The organism is Duganella sp. S19_KUP01_CR8, assembly GCF_036688705.1.
In the GTDB taxonomy this organism is placed as follows: domain Bacteria; phylum Pseudomonadota; class Gammaproteobacteria; order Burkholderiales; family Burkholderiaceae_D; genus Rugamonas.
Window position 1 is genome coordinate 62,862 of sequence record NZ_JAQQPR010000001.1, and the last position, 16,419, is coordinate 79,280.

The 16,419-nt window shown below is 63.7% G+C and carries 18 protein-coding genes; 15 read left to right on the forward strand and 3 right to left on the reverse strand.

Annotation, left to right across the window (positions count from 1 at the left end; all coding sequences use genetic code 11):
- The first annotated feature begins 4 nt into the window (after nt 1–4).
- Genes cyoE through V6M89_RS00345 form a run of 3 tightly spaced genes read left to right on the forward strand, consistent with a single transcriptional unit; the run spans nt 5 to nt 2,537 of the window.
- The gene (gene cyoE / locus V6M89_RS00335; RefSeq protein ID WP_332851286.1) at nt 5–898 is read left to right on the forward strand and encodes a heme o synthase; all 894 of its coding nucleotides are present in this window, start codon (nt 5–7) and stop codon (nt 896–898) included.
- A complete protein-coding gene (locus tag V6M89_RS00340; RefSeq protein WP_332851287.1) occupies nt 898–1,497 on the forward strand; it encodes an SCO family protein in 600 nt (199 codons plus the stop codon). Before cyoE ends, V6M89_RS00340 begins: the two co-directional genes overlap by 1 nt.
- Nucleotides 1,497–2,537, forward strand: a complete 1,041-nt coding sequence (locus V6M89_RS00345) for an AI-2E family transporter (RefSeq protein WP_332851288.1) — start codon at nt 1,497–1,499, stop codon at nt 2,535–2,537. Before V6M89_RS00340 ends, V6M89_RS00345 begins: the two co-directional genes overlap by 1 nt.
- Here the strand turns inward: V6M89_RS00345 and V6M89_RS00350 are convergent.
- The 3 genes from V6M89_RS00350 to nhaR form a co-directional block, all read right to left on the reverse strand.
- Nucleotides 2,534–3,280: a substrate-binding periplasmic protein gene (locus tag V6M89_RS00350; RefSeq protein WP_332851289.1), complete on the reverse strand. Its 747-nt coding sequence runs from the start codon at nt 3,278–3,280 to the stop codon at nt 2,534–2,536. The two genes, V6M89_RS00345 and V6M89_RS00350, sit on opposite strands and share 4 nt — an antisense overlap.
- Nucleotides 3,281–3,362: 82 nt before the next feature.
- Nucleotides 3,363–4,700, reverse strand: coding sequence for a hemolysin family protein (locus V6M89_RS00355; RefSeq protein ID WP_332851290.1), 1,338 nt, complete (start codon nt 4,698–4,700; stop codon nt 3,363–3,365).
- 44 nt (nt 4,701–4,744) lie between these two features.
- The gene (nhaR, locus tag V6M89_RS00360; RefSeq protein ID WP_332851291.1) at nt 4,745–5,656 is read right to left on the reverse strand and encodes a transcriptional activator NhaR; all 912 of its coding nucleotides are present in this window, start codon (nt 5,654–5,656) and stop codon (nt 4,745–4,747) included.
- A gap of 104 nt (nt 5,657–5,760) precedes the next feature.
- Here nhaR and V6M89_RS00365 point away from each other — a divergent pair, with 104 nt between their 5' ends.
- The 12 genes from V6M89_RS00365 to V6M89_RS00420 all read left to right on the forward strand — a co-directional run bounded on the left by V6M89_RS00365 (nt 5,761) and on the right by V6M89_RS00420 (nt 16,416).
- Complete coding sequence (locus V6M89_RS00365) at nt 5,761–6,810, forward strand: DUF475 domain-containing protein (RefSeq protein WP_332851292.1); 1,050 nt, start codon at nt 5,761–5,763, stop codon at nt 6,808–6,810.
- Between the two features lie 94 nt (nt 6,811–6,904).
- Complete coding sequence (locus V6M89_RS00370; RefSeq protein ID WP_332851293.1) at nt 6,905–7,480, forward strand: TerD family protein; 576 nt, start codon at nt 6,905–6,907, stop codon at nt 7,478–7,480.
- 30 nt (nt 7,481–7,510) lie between these two features.
- Complete coding sequence (locus V6M89_RS00375; RefSeq protein ID WP_020705015.1) at nt 7,511–8,209, forward strand: TIGR00266 family protein; 699 nt, start codon at nt 7,511–7,513, stop codon at nt 8,207–8,209.
- Nucleotides 8,210–8,227: 18 nt separating this feature from the next.
- On the forward strand, nt 8,228–8,809 hold the full coding sequence (locus V6M89_RS00380; protein ID WP_332851294.1) for a TerD family protein: 582 nt from the start codon (nt 8,228–8,230) through the stop codon (nt 8,807–8,809).
- Between the two features lie 113 nt (nt 8,810–8,922).
- Complete coding sequence (locus V6M89_RS00385; RefSeq protein WP_332851295.1) at nt 8,923–9,741, forward strand: HDOD domain-containing protein; 819 nt, start codon at nt 8,923–8,925, stop codon at nt 9,739–9,741.
- 167 nt (nt 9,742–9,908) lie between these two features.
- Nucleotides 9,909–10,676 carry a FadR/GntR family transcriptional regulator gene (locus tag V6M89_RS00390; protein ID WP_332851296.1) on the forward strand — a complete coding sequence of 256 codons (768 nt, stop codon included), beginning with the start codon at nt 9,909–9,911 and terminating at the stop codon, nt 10,674–10,676.
- A gap of 144 nt (nt 10,677–10,820) precedes the next feature.
- Nucleotides 10,821–11,732: a 5-dehydro-4-deoxyglucarate dehydratase gene (gene kdgD / locus V6M89_RS00395; protein ID WP_117012989.1), complete on the forward strand. Its 912-nt coding sequence runs from the start codon at nt 10,821–10,823 to the stop codon at nt 11,730–11,732.
- A gap of 69 nt (nt 11,733–11,801) precedes the next feature.
- Nucleotides 11,802–13,376 (forward strand): aldehyde dehydrogenase (NADP(+)), encoded by a 1,575-nt coding sequence (locus tag V6M89_RS00400; protein WP_332851297.1) that lies wholly within the window; start codon nt 11,802–11,804, stop codon nt 13,374–13,376.
- On the forward strand, nt 13,364–14,242 hold the full coding sequence (locus V6M89_RS00405) for an SMP-30/gluconolactonase/LRE family protein (protein ID WP_332851298.1): 879 nt from the start codon (nt 13,364–13,366) through the stop codon (nt 14,240–14,242). Before V6M89_RS00400 ends, V6M89_RS00405 begins: the two co-directional genes overlap by 13 nt.
- Nucleotides 14,243–14,253: 11 nt before the next feature.
- A complete protein-coding gene (locus V6M89_RS00410; protein ID WP_332851299.1) occupies nt 14,254–15,840 on the forward strand; it encodes a glycoside hydrolase family 43 protein in 1,587 nt (528 codons plus the stop codon).
- An 85-nt stretch (nt 15,841–15,925) separates the two neighbouring features.
- Nucleotides 15,926–16,147, forward strand: coding sequence for a hypothetical protein (locus tag V6M89_RS00415; RefSeq protein ID WP_332851300.1), 222 nt, complete (start codon nt 15,926–15,928; stop codon nt 16,145–16,147).
- Nucleotides 16,144–16,416 (forward strand): hypothetical protein, encoded by a 273-nt coding sequence (locus tag V6M89_RS00420; RefSeq protein ID WP_332851301.1) that lies wholly within the window; start codon nt 16,144–16,146, stop codon nt 16,414–16,416. Before V6M89_RS00415 ends, V6M89_RS00420 begins: the two co-directional genes overlap by 4 nt.
- Nucleotides 16,417–16,419 lie beyond the last annotated feature (3 nt).

A 16,419-nucleotide genomic window follows, 5' to 3' on the forward strand; every position in this document is an offset into this window, starting at 1 on the left:
CCTAATGACCACACACACCGCCACATCCAAACCCGCCAGCCGCGCCTCCCAATACTGGGCGCTGACCAAGCCCCGCGTCACGCAACTGGCCGTCTTCTGCGCCGTGATCGGCATGTTCCTCGCCAGCGACGGCATGCCGGACTGGCACCTGCTGGTGGCCGCCACCGTCGGCATCTGGCTGCTGGCCGGCGCGGCCTTCGCCGTCAACTGCCTGGCCGAGCGCGAGATCGACGCCCGCATGGCGCGCACCGCCCGCCGCCCGATGGCGATGGGCGACATCAGCGTCATGCAAACCGCGATCTTCGCCACCGTCATCGGCGGCGCCGGCATGTGGATCCTGTACGCGCTGGTGAACCCGCTGACGATGTGGCTGACCTTTGTCACCTTCGTCGGCTATGCCATCATCTACACCATGATACTGAAGCCGGCCACGCCGCAGAACATCGTCATCGGCGGCCTGTCCGGCGCGATGCCGCCGGCGCTGGGCTGGGCCGCCGTCGCCAACGACGTGCCGATGCAAGCCTGGCTGCTGGTGCTGATCATCTTCGTCTGGACGCCGCCGCACTTCTGGGCGCTGGCCATGTACCGCCGCGACGACTACGCCAAGTCCGGCCTGCCGATGCTGCCGGTCACGCACGGCATGAAGTTCACGCAGTTCCACGTCTGGCTGTATTCGATCGCGCTGGCCGCCACCACCTTGCTGCCGTACGCGGTGCATATGAGCGGGCTGATCTACCTGGCCAGCGCCGTCGCGCTGAACGCGGTGTTCCTGCATCACGCGTGGAAAATCTACCGCCACTACACCGACCTGATCGCCCGCAAGGCCTTCACCTGGTCGATCATCTACCTGTCGCTGCTGTTCCTGGCGCTGCTGGTGGACCACTACTTTAAATACTGATGAAAAAACTGCTCGTTGTCGGCCTGATGGCCCTGTCCGCATTACTGGCCGCCTGCGAGCGCCGCGCCACCGCACCGCGCCCCGAGTTCACCAACACCGACCTGACCGGGCTGCCGTACGCCAAGGACTTCGCGCTGACCGACCACAACGGCAAGCCGCGCACCCTGGCCGACTTCAAGGGCAAGGTCGTGCTGATGTTCTTCGGCTATACCCAGTGCCCGGACGTATGCCCGACCACGATGGCCGAGATGTCGGCCGCGATGAAGGAACTGGGCCCGCTGGCCGAGCAGGTGCAGGTGCTGTTCGTCACCGTCGATCCCGAGCGCGACACCCAGCAATTGCTGGCCGAGTACGTACCGGCTTTCGACAAGCGCTTCCTCGGCCTGTACGGCACCGCCGAGCAGACCGCCGCCGTCGGCAAGGAATTCAAGGTGTTCTACGCCAAGGTGCCGGGCAAGACGCCGGGCAGCTATACGATGGACCACACCGCCGCCAGCTATGTGTTCGACAAGCAGGGCAAGATCCGCCTGCTGGTGCGCTCCGGCCAGGGGCCTGCGCCGATCGTGCATGACCTGAAGCTGCTGCTGGCCCAGCCTTGATGCAGCAGCGCTTCCAACCCTACACCCGCCTCGCGGCCATTGTCCTGCTGGTGATCGGCTGCTTGACCGTGCTGCGGCCTTTCCTGGCCGCGATCCTGTTCGCCGCCGCCATCACCATCTCCAGCTGGCCGTTGTACCTGCGCTTGCTGGCGCGCTGCAAGCAGCGCCGCTGGTTGGCGGCCGCCATCATGAGCGTCGGCCTGACCGTGCTGATCATCGTGCCGCTGGCGTTGGTGACCTGGAACGTGGCCGACAACGCCAGCGATTTCTACGACCAGCTCAAAACCAGCCTCGAAGGCGGCACGCTGGCGCCGCCGGCCTGGCTGAAGGACCTGCCGCTGGTGGGCGAGGCGGCCGACACCTATCTGCGCAAGCTGCTGGGCAGCCGCGAGGAATTGCTCAACGTCGCCAAGAACCTGCTGGAGCCCGCGCGCCGCTTTGTGCTGGGCGGCGGCATGGTGCTGGGCAGCGGCGTGGCCCAGGTCAGCCTGGCGGTGTTTGTCAGCTTCTTCCTGTACCGCGACGGCCAGACCCTTCTGACGGTGCTGGCCTCCCTGATGAACAAGCTGATCGGCGGACAGAGCGCGGCCGTGACCGACACCGTCAGCCGCACCGTGCGCGGCGTCATGTACGGCCTGCTGGGCACGGCGCTGGCGCAGGCCGGCGTGGCCGCCATCGGCTTCCTGATCGCCGGCGTGCCGGCCGTGGCGCTGCTGTCGGTGGCGACCTTCCTGCTCTCGCTGATCCCGGTCGGCCCACCCCTGATCTGGGGCGGCGCGGCGATCTGGCTGTTCAATCAAGGCAGCACCGGCTGGGGCGTCTTCATGCTGGTGTGGGGCATGTTCGTGATCAGCGGCGTCGACAATGTCGTCAAGCCCATGCTGATCAGCCGCGGCAGCAGCCTGCCATTCATCCTGGTGCTGCTGGGTGTGATGGGCGGCGTGCTGGCGTTCGGCTTTGTCGGCCTGTTCATCGGCCCGACGCTGCTGGCGGTGGCGCTGGGCCTGCTGCGCCACTGGACCGGCGACGAAACCGTCTAGAAATTGATCATCTGCCCGGCGCGCTCGGCGTCGGTGTGGCGCTCGAAGATGCGGCGCAGCGTGCCGTCTTCGCGCATGGCGCGGATCGCCTGGCTGAAGCGGGCCACGGTGGCGGCATCGACGTTTTGGCGCGACAGCACCAATCCCGACACCATATTCTCGCGCGGCGCCCAGTCCATCACGCTGTAGGTGCCGGCCAGCTGTTCCTGTTTGACCAGCGGATACCAGGTGGTCGGCGTGGCCATCACCGCGTCCACCCGGCCCAGCTTGAACAATCGCATCATCGCCAGGTGGTCGGCCGTTTCAAACACGCGGCCCTGCTCGCGCAGCTTGGCCAGCCAGACTTCGTAGGAGTGGCCGTGCTTGTAGCTTTTGACCACGGCAATCTTGTATTGAGGATCGGCCAGGAAGCTGTCCATGCTGTGCAGGCGGCCGCTGAGTTCCTTGTGCAGCAGGACGAAATTGCGACCCGTCATATACGGCACGAAGCGGCCGATTTTTTCGCGCTCGGGCAGGGGAATCGCGGACACCGACATATCGATGCTGCCGCCGCCGAGTCCGGCCCAGATGCGCACGCGGGAATCGACGCTGGGTTCGATGGTGCAGCCGAGCCGGCGCACCAGCTCGTCGACCACATCCTTGTCGATGCCGGTCCAGCCGCCGCCGGCGGCGTGGTAGAACAGCGCGCCGTCCTCGTAGAAGGCGACGCGCAGGTGCTGGCAGCCGCTGCGCGGCTCGGCCACGCCGGCGCCAGCGGCGCAGAGCAGGGTACAGCTTAGGGTACAGCTTAGGACCAGGCGACTGAGCACGTCTCCTCCCATCGGGTTAGTCCAGGTCGGCGTTATCCTCGGTGTCATCCTTGGGAATGACCTTGACCAGCAGGATGCGTGGACCGTTCATTTTCTTGGCGACGATGTCGAAACCGCGGAAACTGATGCGCTGGCCCTGTTTCGGGATATCGCCCAGTTTCAGCATGATCAGGCCGCCTACCGATTCTACCTCTTCCAGGCCCAGCTCTTCGTTTTCAATGTCTATGCCCAGTGTGCGCTCCAGCGAGAAGATAGGCAAGCTGGCCTTGCCCACCAGTGTGCCGTCCGGCTGCTTGAGCCAATCGTTCTCGTTGAGGCGGAATTCGTCGTGGATTTCGCCCACCATCGCGCCCAGCAGGTTGTCGAGCGTGATGAAGCCCAGCGGACGCTTGCCTTTCTCGCCGATCAGCGCGAAGTGGGGCGCGCCGTCGCGGAAGCGGCGGAACTGCTCCAGCGCCGGGGTGCGGGCGGAAATCGTCTCTACCGGACGCAGGAAGGGCACCAGGTCGGTCACCGGCTTGCCGGATTGCTGGGCGAAGAACAGGTCTTTCAGGTGCACCACGCCCAGCACGGTCTCGCCATCCTTGTCGTAGTAGGGGTAGCGGCTGAAGCGGTTGCGCAACATGGTTTGCAGGTTGTCGTTCAGCGGACGGTTGGCGTACAGGCCGATCACCTCGTTGATCGGACGCATCAGGTCGGACACCGCCAGGTCGCTGAAATCGAGCGTATGGGCCAGGATGTTGCGCTCGTCTTCGTTGAATTTCTCGCCCGGCTGGCTGGTGCGCAGGATCAGCTTGAGTTCGTCGATCGAATAGTGGCTGTCGTGGCTGCCTTTGCCCGCCAGGCCCACCAGGCTCAGCACCATGTTGGCGCTGGCGTTGAGCACCCAGATGAAGGGGTACATGGCCCAGTAGAAGCCGTACAGCGGCAGCGCGCTCCACAGGCCGATCACTTCCGGCATGCGGATCGCCAGCGACTTCGGCGCCAGTTCGCCGACCACGATGTGCAGGAAGGAGATCACGCAGAAGGCAAACACGAAGGCGATGCCGTGGACGATTTCCGGCGAGCTGACGCCGACGGCGTGCAGCAGCGGCTCCAGCAGGCTGGCGAAGGCCGGCTCGCCGACCCAGCCCAGGCCCAGCGAGGCCAGCGTGATGCCCAGCTGGCAGGCGGACAGGTAGGCGTCCAGCTCGCCGTGCACCTTGCCGAGGATGCGGCCCCTGAGTCCCTGCGTCTTGGCGATGGCGCGCACGCGCGTCTTGCGCAGTGTGACGATGCCGAATTCGGCCGCCACGAAGAATCCATTGAGCGCGACCAGGAACACGGCGAGCACGACAAGCATAAGGTTTTGCATAGGGTCCGAGCGTTGGCTCAGGTAGTCAAAACCAGCATCTTAGCCTATTCGGCGATGGCGAAGGGCCCGCTATGGACGGCCGACAGGATGGCTTCGATCGCCGGATGGGTGATTTTGCGGACGTTGGAGATGGCGAAGAACTGTTCGCGCAGCTCGGGGGCGTCGCCCACCAGCACGGCGCCGAACTGCTCTTCGATGTCCTGCGCCAGCGCCGACGGCGCGAAGAACAGGCCCAGGCCGTTGCGGCCGAAGGTGTTCAGCATGGCGTTGTCCTCGAACTCGCCGACGATGTCCGGCCGCACCTTGTGTTGCACCAGCCAGGCGTCGATGCGGCCGCGCAGCGCGTTGTTGCGGGTCGGTAGCAGCAGCGGCGCGCCGTGCAGGCTGTCCGGGAAGTTGCGCCGGTACTTGCGCGCCAGCTTGGGCACGCCGTACAGCTTCATGTCGCTTTCGCCCAGCAAGTGACTGAACACCTTCAGGCTGCCGCCGGCGCGCACGGCGCGGTCGGTCAGCACCACGTCCAGCTTGCCCAGCGCCAGGTCGGCCAGCAGCGATTCGAATTCATCCTCCATGCACACCAGCCGCACCTGCTGCTCCAGCTGCTGCGTCGCTTGCAGCAGGCGGTAGGCGATCAGCTTGGGCAGCGAGTCGGAGATGCCGACCGTCAGCCGCATCTTGCTGGCTTCCGTTTCGTCCAGCGCGTCCTGCAACTGGTCGCCCAGCAGGAAGATCTGGTCGCAGTAGGTGAGCGCCAGCTTGCCCGCCTCGGTCGGCACCAGGCGCCGGCCCTGCGGCTCCAGCAGCTGCTTGCCGATCGATTGTTCCAGCGATGCGAGTTGCATGCTGATGGTCTGCACGGCCAGCCCCAGGCGCTCGGCCGCGCGCGTGACGCCGCCTTCCTTGGCCACCATCCAGAAGAAATAAAGATGCCGGAAATTGAGTCCACTGGTTTTCATGATCTTCTATTTTTACGAAGTAATACTTCAATTATCTTCTATTTTTAAAAAGTCGTTTGTTCTCTACACTGCATCCCATCGATTTATAACCATGAGAGAAAAGAATGAAACACTTCAAAGTGTCATTCCTCGTCACGTTCCTCTGCCTTGCTGCAGCGGGCTGGTGGGGCTACGAACTGTCCGGATGGGGCGGCGCCTTGTCCGCCGTGGGTATCGCCGCGATCCTGGCGGCGATGGAAGTATCGCTGTCGTTCGATAACGCGGTGGTCAACGCTTCCGTGCTGAAGACCTGGGACGACTACTGGCAGAAGCTGTTCCTCGGCATCGGCATCATCATCGCGGTGTTCGGCATGCGCTTGCTGTTCCCGCTGGTGATCGTGGCGGTGGCTGCGGACATCGGCATCATGGACGTGTGGCACCTGGCGCTGAACGACCCTAAAACGTATTCGATGCACCTGACGAATCACCACGCGGAAGTGGCGGCATTCGGCGGCATGTTCTTGCTGCTGGTGTTCCTGAACTTCCTGTTCGATGACGAGAAAGAAGTCCACTGGCTGGGCAACGTCGAGAAGAAACTCGGCTCGCTGGGCAAGGTCTCCTCGATCTCGGTAATGATTGCGCTGGGTGTCCTACTGGGCTCTATGGGCCTGGTAGGCGAAGCGCAGAAGCTGGTGGTGCTGGTGTCCGGCCTGTGGGGCATCCTGATCTACGTCGGCGTCGACGCGGTCAGCAACCTGCTGGAGAAGGAAGAAGAAGGCAGCAATGTCGGCGACCTGGTCAAGCGTGGCGGTATCGGCGGTTTCCTGTACCTGGAAGTGCTGGATGCTTCGTTCAGCTTCGACGGCGTGATCGGCGCGTTCGCCATCACCACCGACGTCGTGATCATCATGCTGGGCCTGGCGATTGGCGCGATGTTCGTCCGCTCGCTGACGGTGTACCTGGTGAAGAAGGGCACGCTCGACGAGTTCGTCTTCCTGGAGCACGGCGCGCACTATGCGATCGGTATCCTGGCCGCGATCATGTTGGCGAGTATGAAGTTCCACATCCCGGAACTGTTCACCGGTCTGATTGGCGTGGCCTTCATCGGTGCCTCGCTGTGGTCCTCGGTGCGTCATCGCCGCCATAAGGAAGCCGCTGTCGCCATCGCTGCATAAAGTATTCAAGAATTCGGCGAGCCGTCAATTACGGACACGGCTCGCCGCCTGTAGCACCCAAAGTCCGGTTCTCTTTTTTTAGGAGCATCAAATCATGGCAATTAGTCTGCAAAAAGGCGGTAACGTTAATCTGAGCAAGGAAGCTCCAGGCCTGTCGAAAATCGTGGTTGGCCTGGGCTGGGATGTACGCAGCACCGACGGCAAGGACTTCGACCTGGACGGCTCGGCCTTCCTGTTGAAAGTGGACGGCAAGGTCCGCGCCGACAACGACTTCATCTTCTACAACAACCTGAAATCGTCGGACCAGTCGGTCGCGCACTCCGGCGACAACCGCACCGGCGCCGGCGATGGCGACGACGAAACCGTCACCATCGACCTGACCAAGGTGCCGGCCGATGTCGAGCGCATCGCCATCTGCGCCACCATCCATGAAGGCGAAGAGCGCCGCCAGAACTTCGGCATGGTGCAGAAGGCCTTCATCCGCTGCCTGAACGGCGCCGGCAACGGCGAGATCGCCCGCTATGACCTGTCCGAAGACGGTTCGACCGAATCGGCGATGGTGTTTGGCGAGGTGTATCGCAACGGCGGCGATTGGAAGTTCAAGGCCGTCGGCCAGGGCTTCAAGGGCGGCCTCGGTCCGCTGGCATCGTCGTTCGGCGTGCGCGTTTAATTTTTAACCTGAAGAAGAAAGGACTCCACCATGCCTAAGTTTTCGATCACCGGCGACATCGATCCCTTCCTGCACGTCTCGCTGGCTCACGGTGAAAAAATCTACTGCGAGTCGGATGCGATGGTGATGATGGAAGCGGCGCTCGATTTGAAGGGCAAGGTCACCGGCGGCATCGGCGCGGCCATCATGCGCCGCTTCGCCAACGGCGAGTCCTTCTTCCAGCAGCACATCGAGGCAGTGCGCGGCGAGGGCGATTGTTTGCTGGCGCCGCGCCTGCCCGGAGCGATGCAGGTGCTCGACGTCGGCCAGCAGCAGTACATGCTGAGCGACGGCGCCTTCGTCGCCGCCACCTCCGGCGTCGAGTTGAAGGTGCGTACCCAAAGCCTGGGCAATGCGCTGTTCGCGCAGAGCGGCGGCTTTTTCATCACCGAGACCGCGGGCGTCGGCCAGGTTGCGGTATCGGGCTTCGGTTCGATGTCGCAGCTGGACGTCACGCCGGGCCGCGATGTGATTATCGATAACTCGCATGTGGTGGCATGGGATAGCGCGCTGCGCTACGAAATCTCGGTCACCACCGGCGGCAACAGCGGCTTTCTGAGCAATCTGGTCAACAGCCAGACCAGCGGCGAAGGCATGGTGCTGCGCTTTTCCGGCCACGGAAAAATCCTGATTTGCTCGCGCAACGGCGCGGCATTCCAGGCCTGGGCGCAGCGCGGCGTTGCGCAGTAAATTCAAAGGAGTACCAAGATGACAGTCAGTTTAAGCAAGGGCCAGAAGATCTCTCTGGAAAAGGAAGCCGGCGGCGCATTGGGCCGCGTGACCATGGGCCTGGGTTGGGACGCGATCAAGACCAAGGGCTTCCTGGGCTTCGGCTCGAAGACCGAGGCGGTCGACCTGGACGCCTCGTGCGTGATGTTCAACGAGTCCGGCGCGCCGGTCGACGTGATCTGGTTCCGCCAGTTGAAGAGCAGGGATGGCAGCATCCAGCACACCGGCGACAACCGCACCGGCGCCGGCGATGGCGACGATGAGCAGATCAACGTCGACCTGAACGCCGTGCCGTCCACGGTCAAGAGCCTGGTGTTCACGGTGAACAGCTTCACCGGCCAGACTTTCGAGCAAGTGGAAAACGGCTACTGCCGCCTGCTGGACGCCAGCAGCGGCAAGGAAGTGGCGCGTTTCAACCTGTCCGTGCAGGGGCCGCACTCGGCGCAGATCATGGCCAAGTTGTATCGCCACAACGGTGAATGGAAGATGCACGCCATCGGTGAAAACGGCAAGGGCCGCACCTTCGACGAGCTGCTGCCGCAGATCGCCGCCCACCTGTAACCCCCGGGGTCAAGTCTGACATTCGGACGCAAGCTCTGCCGTAGTGACCACTACGGCAGAGCTTGTGTCCGAATGTCAGACTTGACCCCAATTTTCCACGGTATAATATTGCCATGGAAAAACTAAAAGACTACGCCGAGATTGTTGCCCAAGCTTCAAAGGGGGAGCTGGTTTTTCCTACCAGCGTCAATGCCGCTCTGCGGCTGCAACTGGCCTTGGCCGATCCCGATTGCGATACCGAAGACGTGATCCGCAAGGTGCTGGGTGAGCCGCTGCTGGCCGCGCGCACCGTGGCGCTGGCTAATGCGGTGGTGTTCAACCGTGGCGGCGCGCCGGTCACCAGCGTGCGCGCGGCGGTGCAACGGGTCGGTTTCCGCAACCTGTACACCATGGCCGCCGCGATGGTGGTGCGCCAGTTCGGCAGCCGCATCCGCGACGCCGCCTTGCGCGCCCAGGCAGAACAGCTGTGGCGCCACACGGCCCATGTGGCCGCGCTGTCCCACGTGATCGCCCGCAAGCTGACCCGCACCGACGCCGATACCGCGCTGTTCGCCGGCATCGTGCACGAGGCAGGGGGCTTCTACCTGTTGTCGCGCGCCGACGATATTCCCGGCCTGCTCGACGACCCGGAAGACTGGATGGCCGCGGCGCAGGAAATCATTACCCGCGAAATCATGAAGAAGATGGCTATCCCGGAACCGGTCAGCCAGGCCGTCGTCTCGCTGCGCGGCGCCACGCTGACGCCGCCGCCGCTGGGCCTGCGCGATACCCTGCTGATCGCCAAGCACCTGGCCCCTGTGCGCTCGCCGCTGGCGCCGGAGCGCGAACACGCCAGCCTGGTTGGCTTCTTCGACGACAACGCCGCGCTGGAACAAATCCTGTTCGAATCTGCCGACGAGGCAGCCTCCATGAGCGCCGCGCTGCTGGCCTGAGTGTTCTGAGTGTTGTTTAACGTTGGTTTCGCGCTAGTCCATATACACTAATCGTGCCGAAAATAGTGTCTAAGGCACAATTGTTGCCAAAAGTCTGGCAATATGCGGATCGTGCGACACGCCAGAAGCGTGTATGCTAACAGTCGTCATACAACAGTAAAAAGACCATGAACCAGACCGCCGCCGCTCCCATGTCCGCTCCTACCGTCCTCGTGCCGAAGAAGAAGCATCGCAACCTCGCCCAGGGCGTGGTCGAGGCTTTCACCAACAGCATCCAGGCCGGCACCCTGAAGCCGGGCGAAAAGCTGCCGACCGAGTCGGTCATCATGGAGATGCACGGCGTCAGCCGCACCGTGGTGCGCGAGGCGATCTCGCACCTGCAGGCGGCGGGGCTGGTGCAGACCCGCCACGGCATCGGCACCTTCGTGCTGGAGCCGCAGCCGGCCAACCTGCGCATCTCGGCCGACACCATCCGCACCATCGGCGATGTGCTGGCCATCCTGGAGTTGCGCATCAGCCTGGAGACCGAGGCTGCCTGGCTGGCCGCCACCCGCCGCACCGAAGAACAGGTGCAGGAGATGGGCGCGGTGCTCAAGCGCATCCAGCATTCGCAGGGCCGTCCCGGCTCGGTCGAATCGGACGTGGCCTTCCACCTGCTGATCGCGCAAGCCACCGGCAACCGCTATTTCGTCGACATCCTCAGCGACCTGGGCAACGCAATCATCCCGCGCGCACGCGTCAATTCGGCGCAGCTGGCGCATGACGATCCGGCCGTGTACCTGGAGCGCCTCAACCGCGAGCACGACGACATCTACAACGCCATCCTGCGCAAGGACGCCGAGGCGGCCCGCGCCGCCATGCGCACCCACCTGAGCAACAGCCGCGAGCGCCTGCGCCGCGCGCAAGAAGGCATCGCCGCCGGTCAAACTGCATAAAAAGCAACGATAGCAGGGCGATTTGGCGGATTTTGCTAAATCGCTTGCTCACGAACGAAGATGGTTGTACGATGTCATACAACAGATGGCGCAAAGCTGTCGAGTTCCCCTTCCTGAGATGAGCTGTCGATTATTGGAGACCTTATGCAACCGAATGACCTTAAAAAAATTCTTTCCTCCGGCCTGCTGTCGTTCCCGGTCACCGACTTCGACGCTGAAGGCAACTTCCGCAAGTCGACCTATATCGAGCGCCTGGAATGGCTGGCTCCGTACGGCGCCAGCGCGCTGTTCGCCGCCGGCGGCACGGGCGAGTTCTTCTCGCTGACCGCCAACGAATACACCGACATCATCAAGACCGCCGTCGACACCTGCGCCGGCCAAGTGCCTATCCTGGCCGGCGTCGGCGGCCCGACCCGCGTGGCCGCGGCCTACGCCAAGGAAGCCGAACGCGTTGGCGCGCAAGGCCTGCTGCTGCTGCCGCACTACCTGACCGAAGCGAGCCAGGATGGCCTGATCGAACACGTGGCCGAAGTCTGCAAGGCGACCAACCTGGGCGTGGTGGTCTACAACCGCGCCAACTGCCGCCTGACGCCGGACTCGCTGGCCAAGCTGGCCGACCGTTGCCCTAACCTGATCGGCTTCAAGGACGGCGTCGGCGATATCGAGCTGATGGTCTCGATCTGGCGCAAGATGGGCGACCGCTTCAGCTACCTGGGCGGCCTGCCGACCGCCGAAGTTTACGCTGCCGCGTACAAGGCTTTGGGTACTCCGGTATACTCATCGGCGGTATTCAACTTCATGCCGAAATTGGCGATGGACTTCTACCATGCCGTCGCGTCGGACAATCACGCCGAACAAAACCGCATGCTGGACGAGTTCTTCCTGCCATACCTGGAGATACGTAACCGCAAGGCCGGCTACGCAGTGAGTATCGTTAAGGCGGGTGCACGCCTGGTGGGCCACGATGCAGGCCCGGTGCGCGCGCCACTGACCGATCTGACTGCGGAAGAATGCGACATGCTGGACAAACTGATACGCAAGCAAGGCGCTCAGTAATCCCTGCGGCGGCGACAAATATAAAACAAGCGCGGCTGGTCCGCGCTTTTCATACATTGAGGAGTCATTATGCAAGTTGCTGGTGAAATGGTTATCGGCCGCAGTGCGGTCCTGGGTAAAGAAGGCACGATGAAGGCGATCGATCCGTCGCGCAACGTGGAAATCGAACCGGCCTTCGGCCTGGCCGGCGCCGCCGACCTGCAGCGCGCCTGCGAACTGGCCGACCAGGCTTTTGACATCTACCGCGCCACCGGCCTGGAAGCGCGCGCCAAGTTCCTGGAAACCATCGCCGACCGCATCATGGACATCGGCCCTGCGCTGATCGAACGCGCGATGAAGGAAAGCGGCCTGCCGCAAGCGCGCCTGGAAGGTGAGCGTGGCCGTACCTGCAACCAGCTGCGTTTGTTCGCGAAAGTCGTGCGCGACGGCCGCTTCCAGTCGGCCACGCTGGACAGCGCGCTGCCGGAACGCACGCCGCCGCGCAGCGATCTGCGCCTGCGCAAGATCGGCCTGGGCCCCGTCGCCGTATTCGGCGCATCGAACTTCCCGCTGGCGTTCTCGGTGGCCGGCGGCGATACCGCGTCGGCACTGGCGGCCGGCTGCCCGGTCGTGGTCAAGGCCCACTCGGCCCACCTGGGTACTTCTGAACTGGTCGGCAAGGCTGTCGCCAAGGCCGCTGAAGAATGCGGCATGCCGGAAGGCGTGTTCTCGATGCTGATCGGCTCCGGCCAGACCATCGGCCAGGAACTGGTCAGCCATCCTGCGATCAAGGCCGTGGGCTTCACCGGTTCGCGCTCCGGCGGCCTGGCGCTGATGCGCACCGCCGCCGCGCGTAAAGAGCCGATTCCGGTCTACGCCGAAATGAGCTCGATCAATCCGGTGTTCCTGCTGCCGGGCGCGCTGGATAACGCCAAGCTGCCGCAAGCCTTCGCCGATTCGCTGACGCTGGGTTCGGGCCAGTTCTGCACCAACCCGGGCATGCTGGTCGGCCTGAAGAGCGACAAGCTGCAAGCCTTCGTCGCCGCCGTGTCGGGCACGCTGGGCGCGAAAAACGCGACCACCATGCTGACCCCTGGCATCCACAAGGCCTATGTCACCGGCGTCAGCGGCCTGGCCGCCATCGACGGCGTGCAGCAGGTCGCCGCCGGCCAGGGCACGGATGCACCATGCGCCGCGCAAGCCTTCCTGTACCAGGTGGACGCCAAGTCCTTCCTGACCAACACCGCGCTGGAAGGCGAGATCTTCGGACCGACTTCGCTGCTGGTGGTTTGCGACGATGAAGCGCAGATGCTGGCCGTGGCCGAACACGTGGAAGGCCAGCTGACCGCTGCCGTCCACGCCACCGCCGACGACCGCGAACTGGCCGCGCGCCTGATGCCTACGCTGGAACGCAAAGTGGGCCGCATCCTGTTCAACGGCTTCGGCACCGGCGTGGAAGTGTCGCACGCGATGGTGCACGGCGGCCCGTTCCCGTCGACCTCGGACAGCCGCACGACTTCGGTCGGCGCTTCGGCCATCGACCGCTTCCTGCGTCCGGTGTGCTACCAGGACGTGCCTTCGTATCTGCTGCCTGAGTCGCTGGCTGACGCCAATCCGCAAAACATCCCGCGCGTGGTCAACGGCGACCTGGCATGGAACGCGTAAGCGATATACGCTGCACGGTGGGCGAAAGCCCAACGTGGAGCGCGGCGGAATCGGCCTGGTACTGGGTCGATATTCCCGCCAAGCGTGTCTGGCGCCTGGACGGCGCCAGCGGCGCGGCACGCTTCTGGACCACCACCGAATTGGTCGCCTGTGTGGCGGCCAAGGCGGGCGGTGGGCTGATCGCCGGCATGGAGACGGGCATCTTCAGCCTGGAGCTGGGCGAGGCGGAAGCCGCCGTCCAGGTCAAGCTGGCGGCGCCCGCCGCCGGGCTGGGCGAAGGCATGCGCTTCAACGACGGCCGCTGCGACCGTCAGGGGCGCTTCTGGAGCGGCACCATGTTCATGGACATGTCGGCCGCGCGCGCGGTCGGCGAGCTGTATCGCTATGATGCGGCACGCGGTATTTCGGCGCCGGTGGTGTCGGAGCTGATCACGCAGAACGGCCTGGCGTTTTCGCCGGACGGCCGCACCATGTACCTGTCGGATTCGCATCCGGCGCGGCGCATGGTGTGGGCGTTCGATTACGACATCGACGACGGCGTGCCGTCCGGCCGCCGCGTGTTTGCGGACATGTCGACGTATGTGGGCCGTCCCGACGGCGCCGCCATCGACAGCGACGGTTGCTACTGGATCTGCGGTAACGACGGTGGCTGCGTGCTGCGCTTCACGCCGGACGGCAAGATGGATCGCCGCATCGACGTACCGATGCTCAAGCCGGCCATGTGCGCATTCGGCGGCAAGGATCTGGATACGCTGATGGTGACCTCCATCGTCTCCGGCAAGCCGGAGGACGCGGCGTGGGGCGGTTCGGTGGTGCTGCTGCGGCCTGGCGTGCAAGGCGTGGCGGAAACGCCGTTCGGACTGTAATGACGGGGCAGATGCTGAACAGGCTTCTGCCCTTTTTGTTTGCGGCCTTGCTGGCCGCATGTGGCGTCGCACCCGTGGCGTCGCCGTGGATGCCCGACCTGGGCAACGGCCAGTATCAAAACCCGGTGCTGCACGCCGACTATTCGGATCCCGACGCGATCCGTGTCGGCGACATGTACTACCTGACTTCCTCCAGTTTCAACAACGCGCCCGGCCTGCCGCTGCTGCAATCGCCGGACATGGTGAACTGGACGCTGGTCGGCCACGCCTTGCCGCAGCAGGTGCCGTTGGATGTCTTCGCATCGCCGCGGCATGGCAAGGGCGCGTGGGCGCCGTGCCTGCGCTACCACGACGGCAAGTTCTGGATCTTCTATCCCGATCCTGATTTCGGTGTCTATGTGATGACGGCGACCGCGTTCGCCGGGCCCTGGAGTGCGCCGCGCCTTCTGCTGGCCGGCAAGGGCATCATCGATCCGGCGCCGCTGTGGGATGACGATGGCCAGGCTTATCTGCTGCATGCTTGGGCCAAGAGCCGCGCAGGCATCGCCAACCAGCTGACCTTGCGCCGCATGGCGCCGGATGTCAGCCGCATGCTGGACGACGCGGGCAAGACCGTCATCGACGGCAACCGGCTGCCCAACTACACCACGCTGGAAGGGCCCAAGCTGTACAAGCATGACGGCTATTACTACGTCTTCGCGCCGGCGGGCGGCGTGGAATTCGGTTGGCAGTCGGTGTTCCGTTCGCGCAGCATCGGTGGCCCGTACGAGGACAAGATCGTGATGACGCAGGGACGCACGCCGGTCAATGGTCCGCATCAAGGCGCATGGGTGCGCTCGCAGGCGGGGGCGGATTGGTTCATCCACTTCCAGGACAAGCGCGCGTACGGCCGCGTGGTGCATCTGCAGCCGATGGGGTGGCGCGATGGCTGGCCTGTGATCGGTGAGGATGTGGATGGCAAAGGCACCGGGCAGCCGGTCCTGCAATATCGCAAACCGGTGGCGGGACAGGCCGCCATGGCGCCTGCCACCAGTGACGAATTCGATGGCGCGTCTCTCGGCCTTCAATGGCAGTGGAATGCGAATTGGAAGCCCGAGTGGTATTCGCTGTCTGCGCGCGCGGGTTATCTGCGGCTGTACGGCCAACCGGCAGGACGCAATCTGTGGGACGCGTCGTCGCTGCTGCTGCAAAAGCTGCCGGCCGAATCCTTCACCGTCACGACGCGGATGGATGTGAGTGCGTTGGGCGAGGGCGGCAACGCAGGGTTGATCATGTACGGTTCCGACTACGCCTGGCTGGGCGCGCGCCGAGAAGGCGGCAAGACCAGGCTGGCGCTGGTCAGCTGCTACAAAACCGAGGCCGCGTGCAGCGAGCGGGAGGAGGCCGGAGCCGAGCTGGCGGATCCGCAAGTCTGGCTGCGCATGCAGGTGCGGCCGGGCGGCGTAACGACCTTCTCATACAGCCGCGACGAAAGAAACTACACTATCATCGGCAAGCCCTTCACCGCCCGCATGGGCCGCTGGGTAGGTGCACAAATGGGCCTGTTCGCCACCAACGGCGGCCATGCCGATATCGACTATTTCCACGTCACACCCTAGTCCGCTCGTTTGGTTTTTCTCAAACAAACCAACCGAAAGAGGCGCAGTATAATTTTTATCAAATGTGCTGCGATGGAGGTGCATCATGAGAAGCATGACTGTGGAAATGTCCCCTGAAGTTGACGATGCGCTTAACATGATTGCCTGCGCCAGAGGAATCAGTAAGGGAGAGGCAATGTTGCGTGCTTTTGCTTTGCTGAAGGTCGCTTATGATGAGAAGCAGAAAGGCGATGGCTCATCGCTTGGTCTGGTTCGCCGCTTGCCCGACAATACGCTGCAAGCGGTGGGTATCGTGACGGGGGTATGATGTCCACGCCAGAGCAGCATGATATTGATATTCCCGGAAGTGTATTTCGCGATCATCCCAGCGTCGAAGTCTCTGCCAGCGACCGGCTGACATTCGCCAAGCAAATATTACTGGGATTGGCGATCATCTCATCGGGCATCATTGCCGGGTATGCCTGCTACCCGGCTAACAGTGCCCTGGCTCAGCTCTCGGAGTTGGTGAAGATAGGCGCACTGCCAATCGTCCCGCTGGTCATCTCGTTCTATTTTCCTAACGGCTCCAAGAAGTGACCG

Bases quoted from the DNA above. Each gene is read 5' to 3' on its own strand.
- cyoE (WP_332851286.1), top strand. From the start codon at position 5: ATGACCACACACACCGCCACATCCAAACCCGCCAGCCGCGCCTCCCAA.
- V6M89_RS00340 (WP_332851287.1), top strand. From the start codon at position 898: ATGAAAAAACTGCTCGTTGTCGGCCTGATGGCCCTGTCCGCATTACTG.
- V6M89_RS00345 (WP_332851288.1), top strand. From the start codon at position 1,497: ATGCAGCAGCGCTTCCAACCCTACACCCGCCTCGCGGCCATTGTCCTG.
- V6M89_RS00355 (WP_332851290.1), bottom strand. From the start codon at position 4,700: ATGCAAAACCTTATGCTTGTCGTGCTCGCCGTGTTCCTGGTCGCGCTC.
- nhaR (WP_332851291.1), bottom strand. From the start codon at position 5,656: ATGAAAACCAGTGGACTCAATTTCCGGCATCTTTATTTCTTCTGGATG.
- V6M89_RS00365 (WP_332851292.1), top strand. From the start codon at position 5,761: ATGAAACACTTCAAAGTGTCATTCCTCGTCACGTTCCTCTGCCTTGCT.
- V6M89_RS00370 (WP_332851293.1), top strand. From the start codon at position 6,905: ATGGCAATTAGTCTGCAAAAAGGCGGTAACGTTAATCTGAGCAAGGAA.
- V6M89_RS00375 (WP_020705015.1), top strand. From the start codon at position 7,511: ATGCCTAAGTTTTCGATCACCGGCGACATCGATCCCTTCCTGCACGTC.
- V6M89_RS00380 (WP_332851294.1), top strand. From the start codon at position 8,228: ATGACAGTCAGTTTAAGCAAGGGCCAGAAGATCTCTCTGGAAAAGGAA.
- V6M89_RS00385 (WP_332851295.1), top strand. From the start codon at position 8,923: ATGGAAAAACTAAAAGACTACGCCGAGATTGTTGCCCAAGCTTCAAAG.
- V6M89_RS00390 (WP_332851296.1), top strand. From the start codon at position 9,909: ATGAACCAGACCGCCGCCGCTCCCATGTCCGCTCCTACCGTCCTCGTG.
- kdgD (WP_117012989.1), top strand. From the start codon at position 10,821: ATGCAACCGAATGACCTTAAAAAAATTCTTTCCTCCGGCCTGCTGTCG.
- V6M89_RS00400 (WP_332851297.1), top strand. From the start codon at position 11,802: ATGCAAGTTGCTGGTGAAATGGTTATCGGCCGCAGTGCGGTCCTGGGT.
- V6M89_RS00405 (WP_332851298.1), top strand. From the start codon at position 13,364: ATGGAACGCGTAAGCGATATACGCTGCACGGTGGGCGAAAGCCCAACG.
- V6M89_RS00410 (WP_332851299.1), top strand. From the start codon at position 14,254: ATGCTGAACAGGCTTCTGCCCTTTTTGTTTGCGGCCTTGCTGGCCGCA.
- V6M89_RS00415 (WP_332851300.1), top strand. From the start codon at position 15,926: ATGAGAAGCATGACTGTGGAAATGTCCCCTGAAGTTGACGATGCGCTT.
- V6M89_RS00420 (WP_332851301.1), top strand. From the start codon at position 16,144: ATGATGTCCACGCCAGAGCAGCATGATATTGATATTCCCGGAAGTGTA.